General features: G+C 64.5%; 18 protein-coding genes and 4 tRNA genes. 17 read left to right on the top strand and 5 right to left on the bottom strand.

Annotated features, from left to right (window positions below):
- Positions 1 to 136: 136 nt before the first annotated feature.
- The 4 genes from menD to QP997_RS04345 are packed head-to-tail and all read left to right on the top strand — an operon-like array spanning position 137 to position 4,624.
- A complete protein-coding gene (gene menD / locus QP997_RS04360; protein WP_284846336.1) occupies positions 137 to 2,116 on the top strand; it encodes a 2-succinyl-5-enolpyruvyl-6-hydroxy-3-cyclohexene-1-carboxylate synthase in 1,980 nt (659 codons plus the stop codon).
- Complete coding sequence (locus tag QP997_RS04355) at positions 2,109 to 2,693, top strand: hypothetical protein (RefSeq protein WP_284846335.1); 585 nt, start codon at positions 2,109 to 2,111, stop codon at positions 2,691 to 2,693. The genes menD and QP997_RS04355 overlap by 8 nt, the downstream gene beginning before the upstream one ends.
- A complete protein-coding gene (locus tag QP997_RS04350; protein ID WP_284846334.1) occupies positions 2,690 to 3,895 on the top strand; it encodes a glycosyltransferase family 4 protein in 1,206 nt (401 codons plus the stop codon). The genes QP997_RS04355 and QP997_RS04350 overlap by 4 nt, the downstream gene beginning before the upstream one ends.
- A gap of 36 nt (positions 3,896 to 3,931) precedes the next feature.
- Complete coding sequence (locus QP997_RS04345; protein ID WP_284846333.1) at positions 3,932 to 4,624, top strand: demethylmenaquinone methyltransferase; 693 nt, start codon at positions 3,932 to 3,934, stop codon at positions 4,622 to 4,624.
- A 134-nt stretch (positions 4,625 to 4,758) separates the two neighbouring features.
- Here the strand turns inward: QP997_RS04345 and QP997_RS04340 are convergent, their stop codons facing one another.
- On the bottom strand, positions 4,759 to 6,195 hold the full coding sequence (locus tag QP997_RS04340; protein WP_284846332.1) for a geranylgeranyl reductase family protein: 1,437 nt from the start codon (positions 6,193 to 6,195) through the stop codon (positions 4,759 to 4,761).
- Positions 6,196 to 6,406: 211 nt separating this feature from the next.
- On the opposite strand from QP997_RS04340, the gene QP997_RS04335 reads away from it, so the two are divergent.
- Positions 6,407 to 7,417 (top strand): polyprenyl synthetase family protein, encoded by a 1,011-nt coding sequence (locus QP997_RS04335; RefSeq protein ID WP_284846331.1) that lies wholly within the window; start codon positions 6,407 to 6,409, stop codon positions 7,415 to 7,417.
- 140 nt (positions 7,418 to 7,557) lie between these two features.
- Positions 7,558 to 7,640 (top strand) — tRNA-Tyr (locus QP997_RS04330).
- A 151-nt stretch (positions 7,641 to 7,791) separates the two neighbouring features.
- Here the strand turns inward: QP997_RS04330 and QP997_RS04325 are convergent.
- Positions 7,792 to 8,700, bottom strand: a complete 909-nt coding sequence (locus tag QP997_RS04325) for a nucleotidyl transferase AbiEii/AbiGii toxin family protein (RefSeq protein WP_284846330.1) — start codon at positions 8,698 to 8,700, stop codon at positions 7,792 to 7,794.
- A gap of 50 nt (positions 8,701 to 8,750) precedes the next feature.
- Positions 8,751 to 9,764 carry a type IV toxin-antitoxin system AbiEi family antitoxin domain-containing protein gene (locus QP997_RS04320; protein WP_284846329.1) on the bottom strand — a complete coding sequence of 338 codons (1,014 nt, stop codon included), beginning with the start codon at positions 9,762 to 9,764 and terminating at the stop codon, positions 8,751 to 8,753.
- A gap of 217 nt (positions 9,765 to 9,981) precedes the next feature.
- Between QP997_RS04320 and QP997_RS04315 the strand changes: the two genes are divergently transcribed.
- Positions 9,982 to 10,515, top strand: a complete 534-nt coding sequence (locus tag QP997_RS04315; RefSeq protein WP_284846328.1) for a type 1 glutamine amidotransferase domain-containing protein — start codon at positions 9,982 to 9,984, stop codon at positions 10,513 to 10,515.
- A gap of 118 nt (positions 10,516 to 10,633) precedes the next feature.
- Here the strand turns inward: QP997_RS04315 and QP997_RS04310 are convergent, their stop codons facing one another.
- The gene (locus QP997_RS04310; protein WP_284846327.1) at positions 10,634 to 11,410 is read right to left on the bottom strand and encodes an SPFH domain-containing protein; all 777 of its coding nucleotides are present in this window, start codon (positions 11,408 to 11,410) and stop codon (positions 10,634 to 10,636) included.
- Between the two features lie 507 nt (positions 11,411 to 11,917).
- On the opposite strand from QP997_RS04310, the gene QP997_RS04305 reads away from it, so the two are divergent.
- From QP997_RS04305 to QP997_RS04270, 8 genes are all read left to right on the top strand, one after another.
- A tRNA-Thr gene (locus QP997_RS04305) sits at positions 11,918 to 11,990 on the top strand.
- A 67-nt stretch (positions 11,991 to 12,057) separates the two neighbouring features.
- Positions 12,058 to 12,131: transfer RNA gene (locus QP997_RS04300), tRNA-Met, on the top strand.
- A 352-nt stretch (positions 12,132 to 12,483) separates the two neighbouring features.
- A tRNA-Trp gene (locus QP997_RS04295) sits at positions 12,484 to 12,556 on the top strand.
- A gap of 42 nt (positions 12,557 to 12,598) precedes the next feature.
- The gene (secE, locus tag QP997_RS04290; protein ID WP_284846326.1) at positions 12,599 to 12,943 is read left to right on the top strand and encodes a preprotein translocase subunit SecE; all 345 of its coding nucleotides are present in this window, start codon (positions 12,599 to 12,601) and stop codon (positions 12,941 to 12,943) included.
- A 225-nt stretch (positions 12,944 to 13,168) separates the two neighbouring features.
- Positions 13,169 to 14,053 carry a transcription termination/antitermination protein NusG gene (nusG, locus tag QP997_RS04285; protein WP_284846325.1) on the top strand — a complete coding sequence of 295 codons (885 nt, stop codon included), beginning with the start codon at positions 13,169 to 13,171 and terminating at the stop codon, positions 14,051 to 14,053.
- A gap of 143 nt (positions 14,054 to 14,196) precedes the next feature.
- Positions 14,197 to 14,640, top strand: a complete 444-nt coding sequence (gene rplK / locus QP997_RS04280; protein WP_012359548.1) for a 50S ribosomal protein L11 — start codon at positions 14,197 to 14,199, stop codon at positions 14,638 to 14,640.
- Positions 14,641 to 14,746: 106 nt separating this feature from the next.
- Positions 14,747 to 15,463 carry a 50S ribosomal protein L1 gene (gene rplA / locus QP997_RS04275; protein WP_070759795.1) on the top strand — a complete coding sequence of 239 codons (717 nt, stop codon included), beginning with the start codon at positions 14,747 to 14,749 and terminating at the stop codon, positions 15,461 to 15,463.
- 196 nt (positions 15,464 to 15,659) lie between these two features.
- Positions 15,660 to 17,096, top strand: coding sequence for a tetratricopeptide repeat protein (locus tag QP997_RS04270; RefSeq protein ID WP_284846324.1), 1,437 nt, complete (start codon positions 15,660 to 15,662; stop codon positions 17,094 to 17,096).
- Positions 17,097 to 17,201: 105 nt separating this feature from the next.
- Here QP997_RS04270 and QP997_RS04265 read toward each other — a convergent pair whose 3' ends face one another.
- Complete coding sequence (locus QP997_RS04265) at positions 17,202 to 17,957, bottom strand: DedA family protein (RefSeq protein ID WP_284846323.1); 756 nt, start codon at positions 17,955 to 17,957, stop codon at positions 17,202 to 17,204.
- Positions 17,958 to 18,269: 312 nt separating this feature from the next.
- Between QP997_RS04265 and QP997_RS04260 the strand changes: the two genes are divergently transcribed.
- Together QP997_RS04260 and QP997_RS04255 are read left to right on the top strand one after the other, a co-directional pair.
- Positions 18,270 to 19,451: a choice-of-anchor M domain-containing protein gene (locus QP997_RS04260; protein WP_284846322.1), complete on the top strand. Its 1,182-nt coding sequence runs from the start codon at positions 18,270 to 18,272 to the stop codon at positions 19,449 to 19,451.
- Positions 19,452 to 19,496: 45 nt separating this feature from the next.
- Entirely contained in the window at positions 19,497 to 21,488 is a 1,992-nt protein-coding gene (locus QP997_RS04255) for an anchored repeat ABC transporter, substrate-binding protein (RefSeq protein ID WP_284846321.1), read from the top strand.
- Positions 21,489 to 21,571: the final 83 nt, after the last annotated feature.

The raw sequence follows: 21,571 nt of genomic DNA, 5'->3' as shown, positions 1-21,571 counted from the left end.
GGACGTGGGCCCTTCTGAGGCTAAAGGGGTTGGAAACACGTGTTCACTAAAACTGAACGTTCAGCATTAATGAACAATGATTAGGCCGAGCCAGGCTCGTCGCCCCGCCGGGGCATGGTCACGTAGGTTATGGGGTGTGAAAAACAGCATCTCCCAGAGCACGCCCGAGACCCTTGATCAGCCCTCACCCGCCGTACTGCTTGGCGCGGTACTGGTTGACGAGCTGATTCGCAACGGAGTTCGGGAGGCCGTGGTGTGCCCGGGCTCGCGCTCGGCCCCACTGGCCTTGGCTTTCGCGGAGGCTAGCCGCACCGGGCGGCTGCGGCTGCACGTGCGCACCGACGAGCGCTCCGCGGCCTTCCTGGCCCTGGGCCTGGCGAAGTACTCGGACACTCCGGTGCCGGTCGTGATGACCTCCGGCACGGCGGTGGCCAATTGCCTGCCCGCCATGGTGGAGGCCACGGCGACGAACGTCCCGCTGCTGATCCTTTCTGCCAACCGGCCGTGGTCGATGGTGGGGACGGGGGCTAATCAGACCATCCAGCAGCGCGAGATCTTCGGCGCCCACGCGGTCGCCACCCTGGAGTTGGACGCCGCGATCGACACCGTGACCGCAGGCGCCGCTGCGCCGTCCGCCAGCGCCAACACCGCGGCCGGTGCCGACGAGGCAGCCCCAGCCGCAGCCCTAGATTCCACAAACCCGCTGGTCCGCCGCGTCCGGGTCAAGGTTGACGAGCTGGTCCGCGCCGCCACCCACCCCACCCGGGGCGGTGGGGCGCACCTCGACATCCCGCTGCGGGAACCACTGGTGCCGGAGTCCATCACCCAGCTGAGCCTCCGGGCCCGCCAGCTCGCGGAGGGGCCCGCTCGCGCGACGGCGGCTAAGCAGCCGACCGCGCCGGCCCGAACCTACGTCCTACCGAAGCAGGCCGCGCGCCTGCCCTACGGCGAGGCGACGGTGGACGCGTCCAAGCGAACCCTCGTCATCGCGGGGTCGGTCAGCGATCGGGCGTGGGCCCGCGAGCAACTGGAGGAGCTCGGCGACCTGCCTGTCCTGGCTGAGCCCGCCAGCCCCGCCCCGGACTTCCCGGTGCACCCGGCAGCCGCTGCCATGTTCACCACGGGCCTGGTTTCCCACGGGGAGTACTCCGCGGCCACGCGCCCGGAGCAGGTCATCGTGCTTGGTCGGCCGACCCTGCACCGCCCGGTGACCCAGCTGCTGGCCAGCGAGGACATTTCCATCACGGTGCTCACTGAGGTCGAACAGCCCACGGACGTGGCGCTGACCGCCGACCAGATCGCGAGCACGGTGCGCGTGACCGGTGAGTCGCCGCAGTCCTGGCTGCAGGTCTGCCGCGGTGTGTCCGAGCTGGGCGCGGAGGCGGTGCGCGACGGCATCGCTCAGGCCACAGAGGACGGGGCGTTCACCGGGCTGCACGTGGCTGCGGTGCTGGCAGATTCCCTGCGGGACGGGGACGCGCTGTTCGTCGGCGCCTCTTCGCCGATCCGCGATATCGCCCGGGTGGGCCTGCCCTTCGACGGGGTGCGCACGGTCGCGAACCGTGGTGCCGCGGGCATCGACGGCCTGGTGTCCACCGCGGTGGGTACGGCCCTGGCGCATGCCTCCGCCGATCCGACGGCGATCCGCGCCCCGCGGACGTTTGCCCTGCTGGGGGACCTTTCCTTTCTTCATGACGTCAACGGGCTGCACTTTGGTCCGGACGAGCCCAGCCCGGAAAACCTGGTGATTGTGGTCGCCAACGACGACGGCGGCGCGATCTTCGAGACCCTCGAGCCGGGTGGGGATAGCCTGCGGAGCTTCGACGACGGCACCCCGGCCTTCGAGAGGGTCTTCGGCACCGGCACGGGCGCGAAGCTGGCTGGGCTGTGCGAGTCCGCTGGCGTGGACTGGGTGGGGGTGCACAACCCGGCGGAGCTCGCCGAGGTGTTGGATGCGCTGGAACACAGCGACCTGGAGGGCGAAGCCGGCGAGAAGCTGGGCCTGGTGCCGGGTCGTCGGGGCGGCGGGGTGCTGGTTGTGGAGGCCTTCGTGGACCGGGGTGCGCGCGTGGCGCTGGAGAAGTTGATCCGGGGCAAGGTGACCCCGGGTGAGTAAGCCGGTGGACCGCGAGCAGGGGGCCGCGCCAACGGACGCGGCGGGTCCGGCGAACGTAGAGCAGCCCGGGGCCGCCGAGCAGGCCACCGAGCAGGCCACGGAACAGTCAGCGGTGGGGAAGGAACCGGCCGTTGAGCAGCCGACCCCGACCCGCTTCCGGCGCGGCAAGCAACTCGTCGCGGCCTTCACGGCCTTCGCCGCGGCCGTCTGCCTGGGGATGGTGGCGACCGCCGCGCTGAACGACTACCGCATCGGTAGGGACCAGGCGTTCGCCACGGCGGACGTCGTCAACGTCGGGGTACTGCGGACCACCGTGCGCTTCCCGGACGAGTACGGGGTCTACCACCAGCCGGACCGGGGCTTGCTGTACCCGATCGGCCTGGAGGCGGGCCAGCGGGTGCGGGTGGAGTATCAGAAGTCCGAGCCCCGCAATGTGAAGGTGCAAGGCCGTGGCTGGACCTTGGCCTGGATACCCGCGCTCTCCTCGCTCGTCGTGGCGATGGTGCTGAGCGGGGGTCTGTGGCTGCTGGTCCGGTGGCGAGAAAACTCATGGAAGGCGCAGCAGGGAGAACAATGAGGGTTGCGATCATCGCGGAGAGCTTCATCCCCATCGTCAATGGGGTTTCCAATTCGGTGTTGCGGGTGCTGGAGCACCTGCGGCGGGAAGGGCACGACGCGATGGTCATCGCGCCGCGCCCGCCGGGCTGGCAACCACCGGCCGGTGATGCTCCCGCCGGGGATGCGTCCGTAACCAGTACCAGCGAACCAGGTCCCGGCGATACCTACGCGGGCTTTCCGATCCACCGGGTGCCCGCGGTGAACCTCCCGCCCATCAACTCCCTGCCCATCGGCGTGCCCCTGCCGCGGGTCTATAAGCTGCTGAAGCAGTTCCAGCCGGATGTGGTGCACCTGGCCAGCCCATTCGTCCTCGGTGGGGCTGGCGTATTCGCCGCGAAGGCACTGAAGGTGCCGTGCGTGGCGGTCTATCAGACGGACGTGCCTGGCTTCACGGAGCACTACAAGCTCACCTTCCTGCTGAACATGTCCTGGCGCTGGGTGCGCGCGATGCACAACAACTCTTGCCTGACCCTCGCGCCGAGCTCGCCGACGATCGAGCAGCTGCGGGAGCACGGCGTGCAGCGGGTGCACCACTGGGGCCGGGGCGTGGATACGCAGCGCTTCCATCCCGCCAAGCGCAGCGCGGAGCTGCGCGGCCAGTGGTGGGAGGAAGGCCAGGCCAAGCGCAGCACCGCCGCCCCGGCCGAGCCACGCAAGCTGGTGGGCTTCGTGGGCCGCCTGGCCGCAGAGAAGGATGTGGCGAACCTGGCGTCCTTAAACGACCGCGAGGACGCGCAGCTGGTGATCGTCGGCGACGGGCCGGAACGCGAGGAGCTGGAAAAGCTCATGCCGACCGCGGTGTTCACCGGCGCGCTCTACGGGGAGGATCTGGCCGTGGCCTTCGCGTCCCTGGACGTGTTCGTCCATCCCGGGCGCTTCGAGACCTTCTGCCAGGCGATCCAGGAGGCGCAGGCCTCGGGCCTGCCGGTGGTCGCGCCACGGGCCGGTGGGCCGGTGGACCTCGTCGAGGACGGGGTGAGCGGCTTCCTGCTCGACCCGGAACGCTTCGCCGAGCAGCTGCCCGAGGCCGTGGGGGACATCATCGCGGACGGGGCGCTCGAACAGTTCGCCGCCGCAGCGCTGAACCGCGTGCAGGGCAAGACCTGGCCCGCGCTGTGCGAGCAGCTGATGGGCTACTACCAGCAGGCCATTACTGCGTGATGGTGCTGGCCGGTGCGCCGGGTAGCATGAGAATTTATGTCTAGGGCAAGTCTGGAAAAAGATCCGCGCGAAGTGGCCACGATGTTCGATGCCGTGGGGAAGAACTACGACATCACGAATACGGTGCTGAGCTTCGGCCAGGACCGGCTGTGGCGAAAGCGCACGCGCCGCCGCCTGGATCTCGCGCCGGGGGATAAGGTGCTGGACCTTGCCGCGGGCACGGGCGTGTCCACCGAGGAGCTGGCGGAGTCCGGCGCGTACTGCGTGGCCGCGGACTTCTCGCTGGGCATGCTGCGGGCGGGTTCCCACCGCGACGTGCCGATGATCTGCGCCGATGGCCTGAATCTGCCGTTCGCGGATAATACTTTCGACGCCGTGACGATCAGTTACGGTCTGCGTAATTTGGTGGACTTCCGCGCCGGGTTGCGGGAGATGGCCCGGGTGACGAAGCCGGGTGGCAAGCTCGCGATCGCGGAGTTTTCGACGCCGGTCATCCCCGGTTTCGCGACCGTGTACAAGGAGTACCTGATGCGCGCGCTGCCCGCGGTGGCGAAGGTGGTCAGCTCCAACCCGGAGTCTTATATCTACCTCGCGGAATCCATCCGCGCGTGGCCGGATCAGGAGGAGCTGGCCCGCGAGATCCGCGCCAATGGTTGGGAGAATGTCGGCTGGCAGAATCTCACCGGCGGCATCGTTGCGCTGCACAGCGGGACGAAGCCGTTGGACTAGCTCGCTGGCGTAGTTTCGGGGCACGGTTCCCTGCTCTGCCACTTTGCTCGGGCATGTTGCTTGGCCACGTCGCTCGGGTGCGCCGGAGACAACGAAAGCCCACGGGAAACCGTGGGCTTTCGTGCTGTCCGGGTTTATTGGCGCCCGAAGAGGGGGCGGGAGTCCGCGGCGAGGAGCTTATCCACGCCGCGGGAGAGCTTGCCGGCGCCGAGCCACAGCTTTGCCGTGAGGTCCCGGTCCTGTGGGGTGACGAGGTTGCCCATCAGGCGGGCCGCGGAGTTCATCACCGTGTGGGCCAAAGGTCCGCGCATGCCCACCGGGCCGATCGCGGCCAGCAGGCCCGGCATGGTCAGCAGCATGCCCAGGCGGCGGGCCAGAGCGAAGGCGTCGCCGTACTCCTGGCGCAGCCGGGCGGGCCAGGAATAACGCAGACCGTCGGGGTTGCGGCGGGCGTCGCCCAGCAGTTCGACGAGGAAGCGGGCGGACTCCAGCCCGTAGTCGATGCCCTCGCCGTTCAGCGGGTTGACCAGGGCGGCGGAGTCGCCGATCACGGCCCAGTTTCGGCCCGCCACTCGCGTGACGGCCCCACCCATCGGCAGCAGGGCGCTGGTGATGCGTTGCGGGGTGCCGAGCTCCCACTCCTCGCGGACCTGGTCGGCGTAGTGGACGAGCAGCTTCTTGGTGTTCACCTTCGCTGGCCGCTGCGTGGTGGTCAGCGCCCCGCAGCCCAGGTTTACCTGCGGGGTCGGGTCGGCATCTGCCCCGTTGCCCGCCTGCCCGCCAGTCGTGGGGGTGCCGAGGGGGAAGATCCAGCCGTAGCCGGGCTGCGCGGTGCCCTCGTGGTCCCGCAGCTCCAGGTGGGAGTGGATCCATGGTTCGTCGGCGTGCGGGGTTTCCACGTAGCTGCGGGCGGCGATGCCGTGGACGATGCCGCGTTCCCACTGCACGCCCAGCTGCCGGGCGATGGCGGAGCGCACGCCCTCGGCGAGGACGAGGAACTCCGTGCGGATCTCCGTACTCTGTACCTCGCGGTTGGTCCCCGCCGCCTTTCCAGCGCGTTCGCCGACGGCCTGGCAGGTCACGGTCTGCCCGTCTTCCGAGACCTCCACGGCCTTCAGCCCGCCGTGGAAGCGAGCCCCGGCGTCGATGGCGTGGCGCAGCAGGGCGGCGTCGAAATCACTACGCGGGATCGCGGACCCCCGGGCGGGGAACTTCTCGTGCTTCGGCCACGGCGCGGTGATCGATCCGCCGAAGCCGTGCAGCTTCAGGCCTTTGATCCGCGGGTGACCATCCAGCAGGTGGCCTGCCCCCATCGCCTCCAGGGCGCCGACGGCGCGTGGGGTCAGGCCGTCCCCACAGGTCTTATCGCGCGGCTGGGTGGCGTGGTCCGCCATATCGATCACCAGGGTGTCCCACCCCGCTCGGGCGGCGTGGTACGCCGCCGCAGCACCCGCCGGGCCGCCGCCGATGATCAGCACCTCGGCGCGCAGCTGATCTTGCGGTACCCGTTGCGGGGCGGCGGACTCGCCTCGCGTCGCCGAATCGTGCGTGGTGGAAGAAGAGGGGCTCATGAGGCTCAAGGTTAGCCGGGGTGACGTCCTAAAAAGAACCGGAGGACCCACCGCGAGCAATACGGCGACCGGAAAACCTGCGCCACGGAAGCAATCCCGCGTGGCGAGGGGTGAATCCATTACTACGCGCCCGAGTAGATCGGCTAACCTATCGAATGGCTAGCTATAGCTCACGCACAATCACAATCTAGATCGAGGCAGACGCAGGGACATGGCAGTACGCGACAACGCCAGGCCGGTAGCTCCGGACCTGGGGAATGCCGAGCTCAACGACCGCATCACGGCGGGGCTGCAGGAGGCGGAGGACTTCCTGCGCTGGCGCCTCAGCCAGGGCGAGAGCTTCATCACCGATAAGATCAGCCACCTCGCGCTGGCTGGCGGCAAGCGCTTTCGCGTGGTGTTTGCGCTGCTCGCCGCGCAGTACGGCAAGAACCCGACGGCCCGCGAGGTGCGCGACGCCGCCGTGGTCGTGGAGCTGACGCATCTCGCGACGCTCTACCACGACGACGTCATGGACGAGGCCGACCGCCGCCGTGGCGCGGAGTCCGCGAATGCGCGCTGGGGCAACTCGATGGCGATCCTCGCCGGCGATTACCTGTTCGCGGTGGCCTCGGAGATCCTCTCCGGGCTGGGTTCCCAGACGGTTCGCCACTTCGCGGACACCTTCGGCGAGCTGGTCACCGGCCAGATGCGCGAGACCGTGGGCGCGGCTGATGGCGAGGATGCGATCGAGCACTACATGAAGGTCATCCAGGAGAAGACCGGCGTGCTGATCGCCTCCGCGGGTTACCTGGGCGCGCTGCATTCCGGTGCGGAGCAGGAGCACGTGGACGCGCTGGCGCAGTTCGGCCGCCACATGGGGCAGATCTTCCAGATCGTGGACGACATCATCGACATCTGGGCCGATCCGGAGGAGTCCGGCAAGACGCCGGGCACGGACCTGCGTGAGGGCGTGTTCACCCTGCCGGTGTTGCACGCGATGCGCCAGGAGGACGAGGTCGGCGCGCGCCTGCGCGAGCTGCTGACCGGCCCGGTGACCGACGACGCGGTGGTCGAGGAGTGCCTGGAGCTTATCCAGCGTTCCAACGGCCGTGAGCTCGCGGAGCGGGACGTGGAGCACTACCGTGGCCTGGCTGACGAGGAGTTGGCGAAGCTACCGGATAATGAGGTCACTGAGGCGCTGCGCCACTTGCTCGCCTTCTCTTTGGACCGCCTGGGCTAGTTCGGCTGCGGTTGGGCGGTTGCCCACCGTCTCCCGGTTGTTCCGCCTCCCTTTTAAGGACGTCAATACCTGGCCTGAGCAGCGCGTTTAGGGAATTTTCGAGGCGCGTAGTAGGGTATTGAGCGCACCAGATGGTGTACGCCAGATTGTCCGAGCGGCCAAAGGAAGCGGACTGTAAATCCGCCGGCTTATGCCTTCGTTGGTTCAAATCCAACATCTGGCACAGACGAACTCCGTCAGGGAAAACCCTGGCGGAGTTTTTGCGTTGGTGGGGTGTGGCGCTGATTCGGGGGTGGGGGTTAGGTCAGTCGTGAGGCAACGCGACGGCTGTGCCAACAGCTGGGATGATACGTAGTAGGGACGAGTTGCTCAGCTTAAAATGAGCGGCCCGGTGCTTGGTATTCATTGACCCACTGCTGGCTCCGATGGTTCCACCACCCGGTGCCGCGTTGGTCGCTGAGAATTTCGTTCAGACATGTTCCAGCGAACTCGAGGGAGGCCGTAAGAGAGTGAAGATTGGGAGGGAGCCCGTAAAAGTCCTTGGCCTTCTTTTCGTAACCACGTTCCCACTCCGGACCCGGTGAAGCTAAAACTTCCGGTAGCTGGATATTACGCCGGCGTGTTTCGTGTAACAGTGTGGTCTGCAATTTCTGAGCTGAGAAGTCTTGCGTAAGAATGATTTGAATGATGTCCGCAAGATCGTGGTATCGAGTGCTTGTGCGGCCGTGGTGGGTTTCCCGCATCGCACAGATCTTGTCGGCTAGATGCGCTTCGATAGGTGTGACGAGGACGGTGAAGGATTCGTAGAGCCTGTCCTGCTGCAACGTATTGAGTAGGGGATCTACCTCAACGTGCTCAGGTGGTGCCTGTGTGTGGCGCGAGAGGGATACATCAATTTTAAAGGTGTGAAACTGTAGTGTTCCGAGTCGAGCTTCGATCGATACAGTGGCGGTCGGGGTGGCGTACTCTCCACGGGCCGTGTTGTCTCGAGAGTGGATATCTTTCACTTCGAAGGTGAAGGGGTCGCCATTTTTGCCCTGGACGAGTTCTTTCAGGTCGTTAGTGAGTTCTTCGCCGGAGTCCCAGCGTTTTGAACGCGCCAGATCCAGATCCCTGGTGAAGCGCCCCTTCCCGTTACGCATGAGAAGTGCGGTCCCTCCCTTGAGCGTCCACCCAGGGGAAGGATTGCGGAAGATGAGCCTGAGCATGCTTTCGAAAACCAGCTGGAACCGGATGCTGTCCCTCGATCTGCCCTGGGTCTTCGCTTCGTTGGAAATGCGCATGTTGAGGCTCTTCTGGAGATTTCGGGCCTCCCTCGTGGTGAGCGGTTGATTCATCGCTGCTGTGCCCCTTTCGACTCTTGGTGGCCCTCTGTCTCGGGTGTTGCCTGAGCTTTAGGAGTTATCGCAGATGCCGTCAAGTCAAGCTCCCTGAGTGCTTTTGCGGCGGGATTGCTAGGCGGTAGGTCGGCTGAGGGGAGAAGATTCGCAATACCGGGGTACTGGAGGAAAACCTTCCTGATTTGTTTATTGATCTGTTCAGTCTGCGTGGCGTGTGCCTCTTCAAGAACGGAGCCGCCGGCGAGGGAGCCTGCTCTCTTGCTCAAGGCTTCAAGTGTCTCGGCGAGCGTGGTTGAGATTCCCTTGAACCCCAGGTCGACAGCGAGGCTGGTTGCAAAGCGGTGCGCAATTTCTTCACGATCTTCATCTGACCGGGCTTCCGCCTGGCACGCCTCAATGAACGCTTGGCCATTCGCATAGCCATAGGCAGGTGCGCTTGCGTCGAGGCATTCAGCCAATGCTGCTATGCGAACACCTTCTTTTCTTAAGGCATCCGTCACGATGACTGCGAGGTAGTTGAACTCAATCTTCTCGTCGGCAAGGTCTGCGATGGTGCGTTCTATCGACGTTACGGGTAGACCATCGACGAGGAGGACGTCCTCCTCGTTCGCGTTGCGATAGTTGTAGATCAGAATGTCCTCATGTCGCGTTTGCTTTCGCGCGCGCGTAGAAAATGTGTGCTTGTGAGGGATGAGGTCACCAATTTGATGGATGATCGCTGCTGATTCGTGAGAGACAAACACGTCATTTTCTTCGCTCAGTCGCTCCCCGGGGAAGAAGCTAGGGCGAAGCGCTACCCAGGCTTCGCGAATATCGGTGAGGGGGCCAAATGATGCGGAGGGGAGGTGGTAGAGGCCCTGCCGAGTGCGCGTGAGTACACCTCGTTCGGAGAGTCGGCTCAGCTGTAGGCGGCTAATTCCTTCGCTTTTGGCTTGGGCCGTGGTGATGATGCCCCACTGGTCTGCGGCTAGGGATTCGAGCAGCTCGAGAGTTTTAGTCGATGACATAACGCCTACCTCCCTCACTCAGGTGACATATGAACTACGTATGTATCACCCTAGATGATACAAACGTAGATGTCATGGGGTGGTTCAATCTGGAATTTCTGCCTTCGCGCTCTAGATTTCCTCGCCAGGGTGCCCTGGTGTTCGGGGAAGTGAGGGTGTTGCTCGCCGGGTTTCGCTGGCACCATGGAGGTCTACGTTCTTGAGAAAGGAGCGACACATGGCAAAGCTAGATGGCAAGCGCATTGGTGTTCTCGCGACGAATGGGTTCGAGGACAGTGAGTTCAGCTCCCCGATTGAGGCTGTCCGTCAGGCAGGCGGTGCAGTGACTGTCCTCAGCCCTGGTGGCGAGAAGATTGAGGGCAAGAACGGTTCTACCTCTGAGGCGGATGCCTCTACCGAAAGCTCCCGCGACGCTGAGTTCGACGGGATTGTCCTTCCGGGCGGTACCGGAAACGCCGACCAGCTGCGCATGGACGAGGCAGCGGTCGAGATCGTGAAGAAGCACGTCGAGGCTGGAAAGCCGCTGGCGGTGATTTGCCACGGTGCGTGGATCCTGACCGACGCGGACGTCCTCCGCGGCCGTACCTTGACCTCGTATCCGTCGTTGAAGACTGACCTCCAGAACGCTGGGGCAACGTGGGTCGACGAGGAGGTCCACGTGGACAACGGCCTGGTCTCTTCCCGCACTCCGGCCGACCTTGAGGCCTTCAACGCGAAGCTGGTGGAGGAGTTCGCCGAGGGGCAGCACTAAAACCTGCTGAATCGGCAGCCGGGTCCCACATGGGGCTCGGCTCCTCTTTCTTTTGGGGCGAGAAAACTCCACCGGGATACGGGATAGCGGGGCGGTCCCCGCGAGCAGCTAGGGGCAGCTAGCTGTCGAGTTCGCCCCGGTCCCGTGGTTCCTGTAGCTGATCCGGCGACTCCAGCGACCGGTCGCGCAGCTCCAGGGTGGTGCCCGGCGGCAGGGCCTCCAGCAGGCGAATCTTCGCCAGCAGCGGGTTCTGCTCCAGCACCTTCGCCGTGCCCATGCGAGCGCGGGTGATCTTCACCTCGGTGCGCGCCCGCTCCAGCTCGCTAGCAGCGGTGAGCTTATCCACCTCCGCCTGGCTCAGTGCCTCGGCCACGCCGTGCGGCAGGGAGAGATCCTTGAGGTGAACATCTCCCAGCACCTCGACGCCGACCGCCGCGCCGGCCTCCCGCGCAGCCTCCGCGACGGGGGAGAGGTCGATGCGCTGCCCGATGAACTCGGCTAGGGGTTTCGTCGCCACCAGTTCTCGCAGGGCGATTTGGGCGGCCAGGTAGACCTCCCGATCCGGCTCGTCAGCGGCGGTGAGGAAAGCCACCGGATCACTGACCCGCACGGTCAGCACGAAGGTCAGGGTGACGTCCTGCCCCTCGGCGGTGGGGATCCGCTGCGGGGCGAAGGAAAGCTGGCGGCGGCGTTGATCGACCTGCACGAAACGGTCGGTGGGCAGCGCAAACCCCGGACGGGACAGCGCGGTCACCTCGCCGTCGCGGGAGCGCAGCACAATGTGTCCGGGCAGCGGGATCGGGCTGCGTGGGAAGGATGGGCGCCACGACAGCGGCGTGTCGGTCTCGACGTACTCCATCCAGGAGCCAAAGTCGCGGTTGCGATTGAAGAACATGTGTCACCACCTGAATCGCCAGCATGCAAGGTGCAGGCGAATGTGAAGTTGAAAATTCCGCGCCGCGTGGGATTCGCAGACGGCGGGGCGTCGGCGCGTCGGAACGCTCGCAGGCGCTCGTCGGGGCCGGGCCGCAGGCCGCAAGCGAAGGGCTCCCGGGCGGCGCGGAATAAAAGATTGAGAGGACTCGAACCTCCTTGCCCCGTGAGGGGTGTGCCATGCGCCGCCGGTGCATTATCCGGAAAGCGCCTGAATTAAAACCCCAGGACACCCCTTAACACCCGATAACGGCGCAACTAGAAACTATAAAACAGCTGGCCCGCCCAGCGGAAGAGGCAATCGCGCGATCCACCGCCTAATGCCACCCAAGACGCACCCATACCGACCTCGGAAACCGGCTACGACGTGCAGATTTGTGCTTCTCATTAGAAACTGGTTATGCTACTTCAGGCTTCGATCAACGGGCCACAGCGAATTACTTCGCGAGGTTCGGTCGATTTAAGTTGCGCCCCCTTAGCTCAGTCGGCAGAGCGTTTCCATGGTAAGGAAAAGGTCGACGGTTCGATTCCGTCAGGGGGCTCTGTCATTTTATATGGCCGTCACGTGACCTGTTTACGCTGGCCGTGGCTGGTCGTGTAAGTGGCTGTGGCGGTGTAGCTCAGCTGGTTAGAGCGCACGACTCATAATCGTGAGGTCCCGGGATCGAGTCCCGGCACCGCTACTAATTTAGGACCCCGTGGTTTTTCCGCGGGGTCTATTTTTTTTATTGACGACGCCACCGCCCTCACCGCCGCCTTGGCTCGCCGCGTCCCACAGGGGAGTGGGTTCACCGGGTGGTCCTGCCGCAAGTCATGCCAGCCCTGAGCATGTCCCACCGGGGAGCGAGGCCACCGGGTGAGGCTATTGCGCGCCCAGCCTCCCGTGTTCACCCCACTTCGAGTGGTGGAGTGCTGCGGAAAACGTGGCAAGTTGTCTAACTGAATGGAAAGTTGCTAGGCTACTCCCGTGTTGCACGCATGGTGCGTTGTCTGCGGGTAAAATCGCGGCCATCAACCCGGCGTTGCCACAGTTTTAGGGGTGTAGCTCAATTGGTAGAGCAACGGTCTCCAAAACCGTAGGTTGCGGGTTCAAGTCCTGTCACCCCTGCAAAGTACGCCCGCCCCCGCGGGCGCCCGAAGGAGTAACCACGTGAGCGAAGATAGCAACAGGGCCGAAGGCTCCGGAGCGAACGCTTCCGGAGGCTCCATGCGCCCCAGCGGTAAGCGTCAGGTCGCTGGCCAGGCCACCACGGCTCGCGCGACCAGCGCTTCGACCACCCCCGAGGTTGTCGAAACCAGGAGCAACCCCTTCACCGCCATCGCGGACTACATCCGTGGCGTGATCTCCGAGATGCGCAAGGTCATCTGGCCGACCGGCCGCGAGATGGTGACCTACTCCATCGTCGTGCTGGTCTTCCTCATCCTGATGACCGCTCTGGTTGCTGGCGTGGACTACGTCACTGGCCTCGGTGTTCGCTGGGTCTTCGGCGTCTAGCCTTAGCTGGTTCCCCCAAGCGCAGCGACATGCTCCAAGCCCTCCCTCGTGGAGGGCTTTTTTGCGTCTCCTCTCGCCGCACCGGCCTGCTCATGGCCATAAATCCTGCCCGCATGCTAAACTCGTCAACAGAAAACATCCCGCCTCGCCGACCAACGGTAGGGGCGGATTTTTATTGCCGATCGTGCCTAAAACGACCCAGGCTCACCCGACAAGGAGCATCACATGAGCGCAGATAAGAACCTCAGCGCAGCGGACCTCGCCGCCGCGGCACAGGAGGACATCCACCAGGAAGTCGCAGCCCACAAGGAGTCCGAGGCCGACCAGGCCGCGGCAGCCCTGGGCGACGCGGCAGAGGACACCGCCGCGGAGCTGGCGGAGGGCACCGAGGCCGCCCCAGAGGCTTCCGAGGCTGAGCAGCCGGAGAAGACCGCCGAAGAGGCCGCGATGGAGGCCTACAAGACCCGCCTGCGCGAGTTCATGCGCGCCCTGAAGAAGCTGCCGGGCGAGTGGTACATCATCCAGTGCTACTCCGGCTACGAGAACAAGGTGAAGACCAACCTCGAGATGCGCGCCCAGACCCTGGGTGTGGACGAGCAGATCCACGAGGTCGTCGTCCCGATCGAGGAAGTCACCGAGCTGAAGGACGGCAAGCGCAAGCAGGTCAAGCGCAAGCTGCTGCCGGGCTACGTCCTCGTCCGCATCGAGCTCGACGACGCCTCCTGGTCCGTCGTCCGTGACACCCCGGGTGTCACCTCCTTCGTGGGTAACGAGGGCAAGCCGACCCCGGTGAAGATCCGCGAGGTCGCGAAGTTCCTGCTGCCACCGGAGACCGCAACCGCCGCGGCGGAGGATCAGGGCCAGGACGCCGCCGACGTCGACGTCTCCGCCACCGGCGTGGCCGTCCCGCCGAAGCCGGCCTCCGAGACCGTCGAGGTGGACTACGAGGTGGGCGAGTCCGTCACCATCCTCTCCGGCCCGTTCGCATCCGTTGCCGCGACCGTCTCCGAGATCGATACCGTCCAGAACCGCCTCAAGGCCATGGTCTCCATCTTCGGCCGTGAGACCCCGGTTGAGCTGGAATTTGATCAGGTCGCGAAGCTCGATTAATGTAACTCTGTCTGCTATTCAGTGGCGCGCCTTCGGCGTGCCCGGGTGGCAGTGAAACTATTCATCTCCGGTGGCTGGCTAAGAACCGGCATCCGGTCGGGGAGCGGTACGCCCGCTTCCTGATAACAGAAAGAGGTATAGCGATGGCCAAGAAGAAGAAGGTCCAGGCGCTCATCAAGCTGCAGATCCAGGCTGGTGCAGCAACCCCAGCTCCGCCGGTTGGTCCGGCACTGGGTGCTCACGGCGTGAACATCGTTGAGTTCACCAAGGCCTACAACGCTGCAACCGAGTCCCAGCGCGGCAACATCGTGCCGGTCGAGATCACGGTCTACGAGGACCGCTCCTTCGACTTCAAGCTGAAGACCCCGCCGGCTTCCAAGCTGCTGCTGAAGGCCGCTGGCCTGCAGAAGGGCTCCGGCGTCCCGCACACCGACAAGGTCGGTAAGGTCACCTGGGATCAGTGCAAGGAAATTGCAAAGACCAAGGAGCCGGACCTGAACGCGAACGACATCGAGGCTGGTGCGGCCATCATCGCCGGTACCGCTCGCTCGATGGGTATCGACGTCGAGGGTCGCCCGTCTGCTTAAGTGCGCCACCCCGGTGGGTTCGCCGCCGGGGTTTCATCGCGTGGCAGGGTCGCTTGCTGACCCACTAGACCACAACTCCAACACCTAAACCCAGATTGGAATTTTCATGAGCAAGGTTTCTAAGGCTTACCGCGAGGCGGCCGCTAAGGTCGACCGCGATAACAAGTACACCCCGCTGCAGGCTGCGAAGCTGGCCAAGGCGACGTCCTCCAAGAACTACGACGCAACCATCGACGTTGCGATCCGCCTGGGCGTCGACCCGCGCAAGGCTGACCAGCTGGTCCGCGGCACCGTCGCGCTGCCGAACGGCACCGGTAAGGACGTCCGCGTGGTCGTCTTCGCCGAGGGCCCGAACGCCACCGCTGCCGAGGAGGCAGGCGCAGACTTCGTCGGCTCCGCTGAGCTGATCGAGAAGATCCAGGGCGGCTGGACCGACTTCGACGCTGCGATCGCTACCCCGGACCAGATGGCTAAGGTCGGCCGCGTTGCTCGCGTGCTCGGCCCGCGTGGTCTGATGCCGAACCCGAAGACCGGCACCGTCACCACCGACGTTGCTAAGGCTGTCTCCGAGATCAAGGGCGGCAAGATCTCCTTCCGCGTGGACAAGGCGTCCAACCTGCACGCCCTGATCGGTAAGGCTTCCTTCGACGAGAAGAAGCTGGCCGAGAACTACGGTGCCCTGATCGACGAGCTGCTGCGCATCAAGCCGTCCTCCTCGAAGGGTAAGTACATCAAGAAGGTCACCCTGTCCTCCACCAATGGTCCGGGTGTCCCGGTCGACGAGACCATCCAGAAGAACTACGCAGACGAGGCTGAGGCTTAAGCCCTAGCGTCACTGACGTAGCTGCCCCGATCCCGCAAGGGTCGGGGCATCTTTGCGTTGTGGGGGTAAAACGCGAGGGAGCGGGGGAGGGGACCCTGAGCGCTTGTTAAAATGCTCCTGATTAAAACTGCAGTCCCCGCTGCATCGCTGGCTGCCGAGAGTTGTTAAGGAGCGAGCCATCACTACGAGAGAAGAAATGTCGCGCCGTTATGCCGACATGACGAGTGCGGTGAACCAGTCCACCGCGATGCAACGCGAGATGGTTTCCCAGCAGCGCCTGGGCAACATGATTAACGCGACGGCCGCGATCGTCGCCCACGCGGATGCGAAGAAGACCCACGGCCTGCTCGGCAAGTCGCTGGCCAACCAGAGGGAATCCATCGCGCTGCAGCAGGAGGCTATTCGGCAGAGCGCTGCGCAGCACCGGGAAGTGGTTCAGGGCTTCTACCAGCTGGATCAGACGATCACCAGCATCGGGGACCAGCTGCACACTGACCTCGACGACATCAAGCACGGGACGTTCGCGAACTGGCGCGATGGCGTGGGCGCCGATTACTTCTACAAGTACCGCCCGCAGGCGATGAAGCACCTGGACGATTACTCCAATATCAGCCGCATGTGGCTCCAGGTGCTGGCCGACCGCTTCGCGGGCATCATCGCGGACTACCCGCGGTGGAAGAAGTCGGATTGGGCGGACGACGCGCTGCGCACCGGGGTCTTCGTGGCGCCCCCTGTGGTGGAGCAGCCGCCAGAGATCCAGGATCTGCCGGTCAAGCCGAAGACGCCCTTCGTGCCGCCGAGCTTCCTGGTGTGGATCCTCGCCGGGATCATGTTCTTCGTCGGCATCATCGGGGTCGGCGCGATCCTCCTCGGTGCGATGTCTTGGCGTGCGGAGTCCGAAGGCCAAACGCTGAAGCAGAACATGTTCGAGCAGATTGGCCCCGAGGCGATCGAGCAAGCAGAGGAAAAGGATTTCCGGTTCCTGGACGAAGAACTCGCAGCGTCGGGCGGTAAGAACTACTCTTGCAACCCTGGCGAACTGCGTGCACAGGCAGAAGGGGTGAACGTCGGGGACCTCGACTTCGATGGCTTCTGCCAGTCCCTGGAAAAGATCAACAAAACCATGAACACCGGCCCCAAAATCGTGATCGCCGGGAGCCTGCTCAGTGGTGTTCTCGGAGCAGGCGCGATTGTCTTCTGGGCCTACCGGCGGGAAGGCAAGGCCGAAGCCGTGGACGATGCGTACGTTGCGGCCGTCAATAAGCAGGTGGCGGAGAACCAGGCTCGCGTCGACGGCTGGAATCAGCATTTCGAAGCCCAGCTGTCGGACTACCAGCGGCGAAACAAGCAAGCGTTCAATGCCGCGCGCTCGTACATCGAATCGGCGATGGGGATCTCCATGAACGGGGACCTGGGCGACCGCTGGGCATCCACCGCGGACCGCACGCGCAAGGAGCAGCTCACCTCGTTGATCGAAAACGAGGTGCGGCGCCCGCCGTCGCGCTTCGACTGGATCGAGTTGGAGCCCTTCGTCGCGAACCGGAGCCTGCCTGAAGACCTGAAGGCGATCGCGGTGCGTCTCATCGAGATCCAGACCGGTGGTAGCACCCACACCAGCAAGTTGGAGCAATAGCTTGAGGCCATAAGGAAGCCCGGACCCTGAATGGGTCCGGGCTTCCTTGCGTTGCGCAGGCGCGGCAGCGGCTGGGGTATGGCACCCGCCGCAGAAGTGTTGGGCTTAGGCTGCCTTCTTGTTCTGCTTCGAGATGCTCCAGAACATGAACACCAGCAGCGCGATCGTGATCCACATGGCGTAGCGGTTGACCTGCTCCACGATGGAGATCACCTGCTCGCCGTAGGTCACACCCAGGTAGGCGAAGAAGGCGTTGGTGACCAGCACGCCGAAGGCGTTGAGTCCCAGGACCGTCCAGAAACTCATGCGGCGGATGCCGGCCAGCAGGTTGGCGATGACGATGGTGGGCACGAAGGGGATGTAGGAGAGCACGATCGCAGCTCCCAGCACGCCGGGGCGCGCGTTTTCCAGTCGCGCGGTCCAGCGTTGCAGCCTGGGGGAGTGGGCGACCGACATGCGCAGGTACTCCAGGCCCCACTTGTTGCCGACCAGCCACCACAGGGGGACGGTCTTCAGCGCACCGACCAGGGTCATCACAACGATCGCGACCGCCGAGATTCCACCGGTGGTGGACTCTGCCCCGCCCACGATTGAGGAGGTATAGCCGCCCACCATGAGCGCGTAGGGCACGGGGTTGTTGAGCAGCCACACTCGCAGCGGGATCATCGCGAAGCCGAAGATCGTCGCAGCTATCAGGTAAACCCAGATCCACTTGTCCAGCCGGTCGGGCTGGGAGATGAAGGCCGGGATCTGTTCTTCCTGGCTCCCGGGCTCTTTGGTCCGCTCCTCGCTCGTTTCTTCTGCGCTACGCCATGGTGCGTCGTGATCGGCGGGCTGATTGGGGTCTGGGTTCGCGTTCATCGTTGGTTATGTTAGGCCACCCGCGGCACGTTTGTTGCCTTGCGTGGGGGACGTGTCCGTCCCTGATAGGGCGGCCGAGCTGTGGCAACCGAGGGTGAGAATCCCTGGCTCACGTCATACCGGGGATCAGGATATCAGCGAGGCACCCCCGAAAAGGAAAACCATTTCCAACTAGGTCGAGTTTCCGCTATTTTAAACCGAGCGTCACGACTTGAAAATGGCTGTCATTATCATTCCTGGTCGCTGGGTTTTCCGCCAAGCAGCCAGGCGTGTTCGCAAGAAGAAAGCCCTGTTATCGCCGTCAGGAGAACTATGTCTCGCTTGATTGCGCCTGCCCTCTCGCAAGCGTCACTACCCGCCCCATCACGCGCGCAGCGCAGCGCGCCGTCCTCCCCTTCGTTCAGCACCGCCCGTCGCGCGGCCTTTCGTCTCGGCATAGCGCTGCTCCTTGCCATTGCTGCGCCCCTGGCCGCGGCGGGCCTGCACCCGAGTGCCCTCGGGAAAGCTGCCGCGCAGAGCGCCATCGATCACGGCCACGTCGACGCTTTCAACGTCACTGCAGAGGGAGGCAAGCTGCGCCTGGATCTCAAGGAGGACGTCACCGGCCAGCACGTCCGTCGCTCGCCGGAGTCTGTTGTGCTCAAGGTCAAGCAGCAGGCGTACACCGAGAAGGTGAAGTCGGTGAAGGGGGTCGGCGAGGCTGGCTACTACCTGCCCATCACTCAGGATCCGAACCTGCTCTGGCCGGGCTGGGATACCCAAGCTCTGGCGGGCACGCCGTTCTCGAGCGTGAACATCGTTTTCGAGCAGGTCAGCGGCCCCGGCAATGTGTACCTCTTCAGCACCTCCGGGTTTGGCGAGGTGCAGTCGCTACTGAACAACGGATCTACCCGGCTGACGAGCGGGGCTGCGATCCCACAGAACCGTCCGGCGCACACCCACGCCAACTGGGTTTTCTCCCAGCCGGGCACGTACAAGATGCGGGTCTACGCGCAGGGTAAGGACTCTCGCGGCAACGTGAGCAAGTCGAACGTCGCCACCTACACCTGGTCGGTGGGGGATGGCTCGGCGCCGAAGGGGTCGAAGAAGCCTGGTGCTACGGGCAAGAGCACCTCGAAGGCGACCTCAGGGGCGAACTCCGCCACCACTGAGTCCGGTAAGTCCGGCGCATCCACCTCAGGGACGTCGGGCGCGAACGGTAGCGCGTCGGAATCCAGCCCGCAGGGGGAAGCAGCGGAACCCGGCACCTCGGAGGATTCGAGCTCCGATGAGCTGCCGACCATGGCCGCCGATAGTGGTTCGGGCGGCAGCGCAACGGGTTCTGGTGAGCTCGCCAATACGGGCGTGGAGCCGGCTACCGCCGCACTCATCGCCCTCGGTGTGGGCCTCACCGTGTTCGGTGCGGGCTGGGTGCTGCTCAACCGAAGCGCGCTGCGGGTCGCCAATGGCGGCGCGTCCGGGCAGGCGCGCGGCCCCCGGGATTCGCAGAAGTAGTCACTCAAGCCGCAAGAAGTAGCGAAGAAGGAAATAGACGCTTTCATGGCTCAACCAGCCGATCACCGCACAGCCCATAAGGCGAGGGCGAAACAGGTCACGGGCGCCGTCGTCGCGGCGGGGGTCGTGGCCCTCAGCGCGAGCGCGTGCAGCAACTCTGAGCAGGTCATGCCACCCACCGCCGCGCATTTTGCGCAGGCATCGCATGCCAATGGTGGACGCTCCGATGGTGGGCACTCCCACCACACGAACACGGACGAGGACAGTAACACCGACGGGGCGCGCTCCGGTGAGCAGCACGATGCTGGCCTCAACGTCGTCACGACGACTCCGATCCTCGGCGACATCGTCAGCAACGTGCTTGGCTACGAAGGCCGGGTGACGTCCCTCATCCCGGTGGGCGCGGATCCGCACACCTTCGAGCCGACCCTGCGAGCAGTGCGCAACGTCGCGAACGCGGACGCCATTTTCACCAACGGCCTGCTGCTGGAACCGCAGGCCATCACGGAGATGGTTAATAACTCTTCGCCGGAAACGACGCCCGTCGTGCCAGTAGGGGAGGAGTTCGTCGCGAACAAGGGGCTCGCGCGCCGGCTGGTGGAAAACCAGGCTCTGGATTCGGTGTGGCTCGGGCTGCGCACCCGGAACGTGGAGAACATCAAGGACCCGGTGCGATTCCAGGTCACCAAAGTTGATGGCCCGGGCCGGGCCGCTGCGTTCATCACGGGAACCTTTGGCACCCCGGAAATCTTCTTCTCCAGCCACGATGGCCTGGACAATAAAGACGCCGCCGAGCTCCCCGCCGGTGCGCACACCCACATGAGCTGGGCATTCAGCGAACCGGGGGTGTACAAAATCCACCTGCGCGCCGGTACGGGCAAGAAGCAGGTCGAGGACGTCCTCACCGTCGCCGTTGGTGTTCCAGCAACCAGTCCGGAACTCGCCGGACGCACCATCGTCGATCGCGGTCACCAGGACGTCACGCTAGACGGCGCGAACAACGCGCTGCGCATCACCGGTGACGCGGGCAATGTCCCGCTGGACAAGGCCGTCATTGAGGTCCCCACCCGCGTTCTCAACAACGTGCCCGCCAACCGCGAGTACCGATTCCTGGGTAAGCCGGACGAGGAAACCTACCTGCTGCCACAGGCCGTGCTGGGCAAGCACATTCACGGCGAACTCGACCCGCACATCTGGCACGACGCCGGGCTGATGAAGAACGTGGTCGAGGGCATCCGCGACCAGCTGATCCAGATCGACCCCGCCCACCAGAAGGCTTATACCGATAACGCGCGGGCCTACCTCGCCGAGTTGACCGACCTCGACCAGGAAGTCCGCGGCACGGTTGCTGCCATCCCGGCCGGTCAGCGGAAGCTGGTGACCGCTCACGATAGCTTCGGCTACCTCTCGCAGGCCTATGGCCTGGACTCAGCGGGCTTCATCACCCCGAACCCGAACGTGGAACCGAGCACCCGCCAGCTGGTTCGACTGTCCCGGACTTTGGAGAATCAGAAGGTTCCGGCGGTGTTTGTGGAGCCCTCCCAGGCCGGCACCGCGCCCGACCTGATCCGCATCGCCGAAGGCCTGGACATCGACGTCTGCACCCTCAACGGCGACACTCTCGCACCTGGTGAGAAGAGCTACGTCGGCACGATGCGGGCCAATGCTCAGCAACTCACCGAGTGCCTCGGCGGCGCCGACGATGCGGGGGACGGTCGCGACCAGGTGGCCTCCCCGCAGATCGAGATGACGGCCAACACCTTCGGCGACGAAGAGTCCGCGTTGAAGCAGACCGTCACCGACGACGAGGACGTCGCCGCGCCGGGGACTGCAGCCACCGCCGAGCGCGGCCACTACGACCTCGGCATTCAGTGGACGCCTGAGGGCCAACTGGGAATGAAGCTGCGCGATGATTCTGCGGCGAAGCCGATCTGGCGGAACACCGAGGATGTTGTTTTTGATGTTTCGGACGCCAGCCAGCTGACGCTCCCCGCCGATTCCGGCGATGCGTACTCCTTCACGGGGGCTGTGGGTTAAGGGTCAAAAAGTGTGTCCGGAATCGCCGATTTTCAGGGGTTGACCTGTAGGTTTCAGGAAAGTATATGCTCCGGGAGCATATA

It is taken from the genome of Corynebacterium sp. MSK039 (assembly GCF_030232315.1).
In the GTDB taxonomy this organism is placed as follows: Bacteria; Actinomycetota; Actinomycetes; order Mycobacteriales; family Mycobacteriaceae; genus Corynebacterium.
Note: the sequence above shows the minus strand (reverse complement) of the source record. Positions and strands in the feature narration are given on the sequence as shown.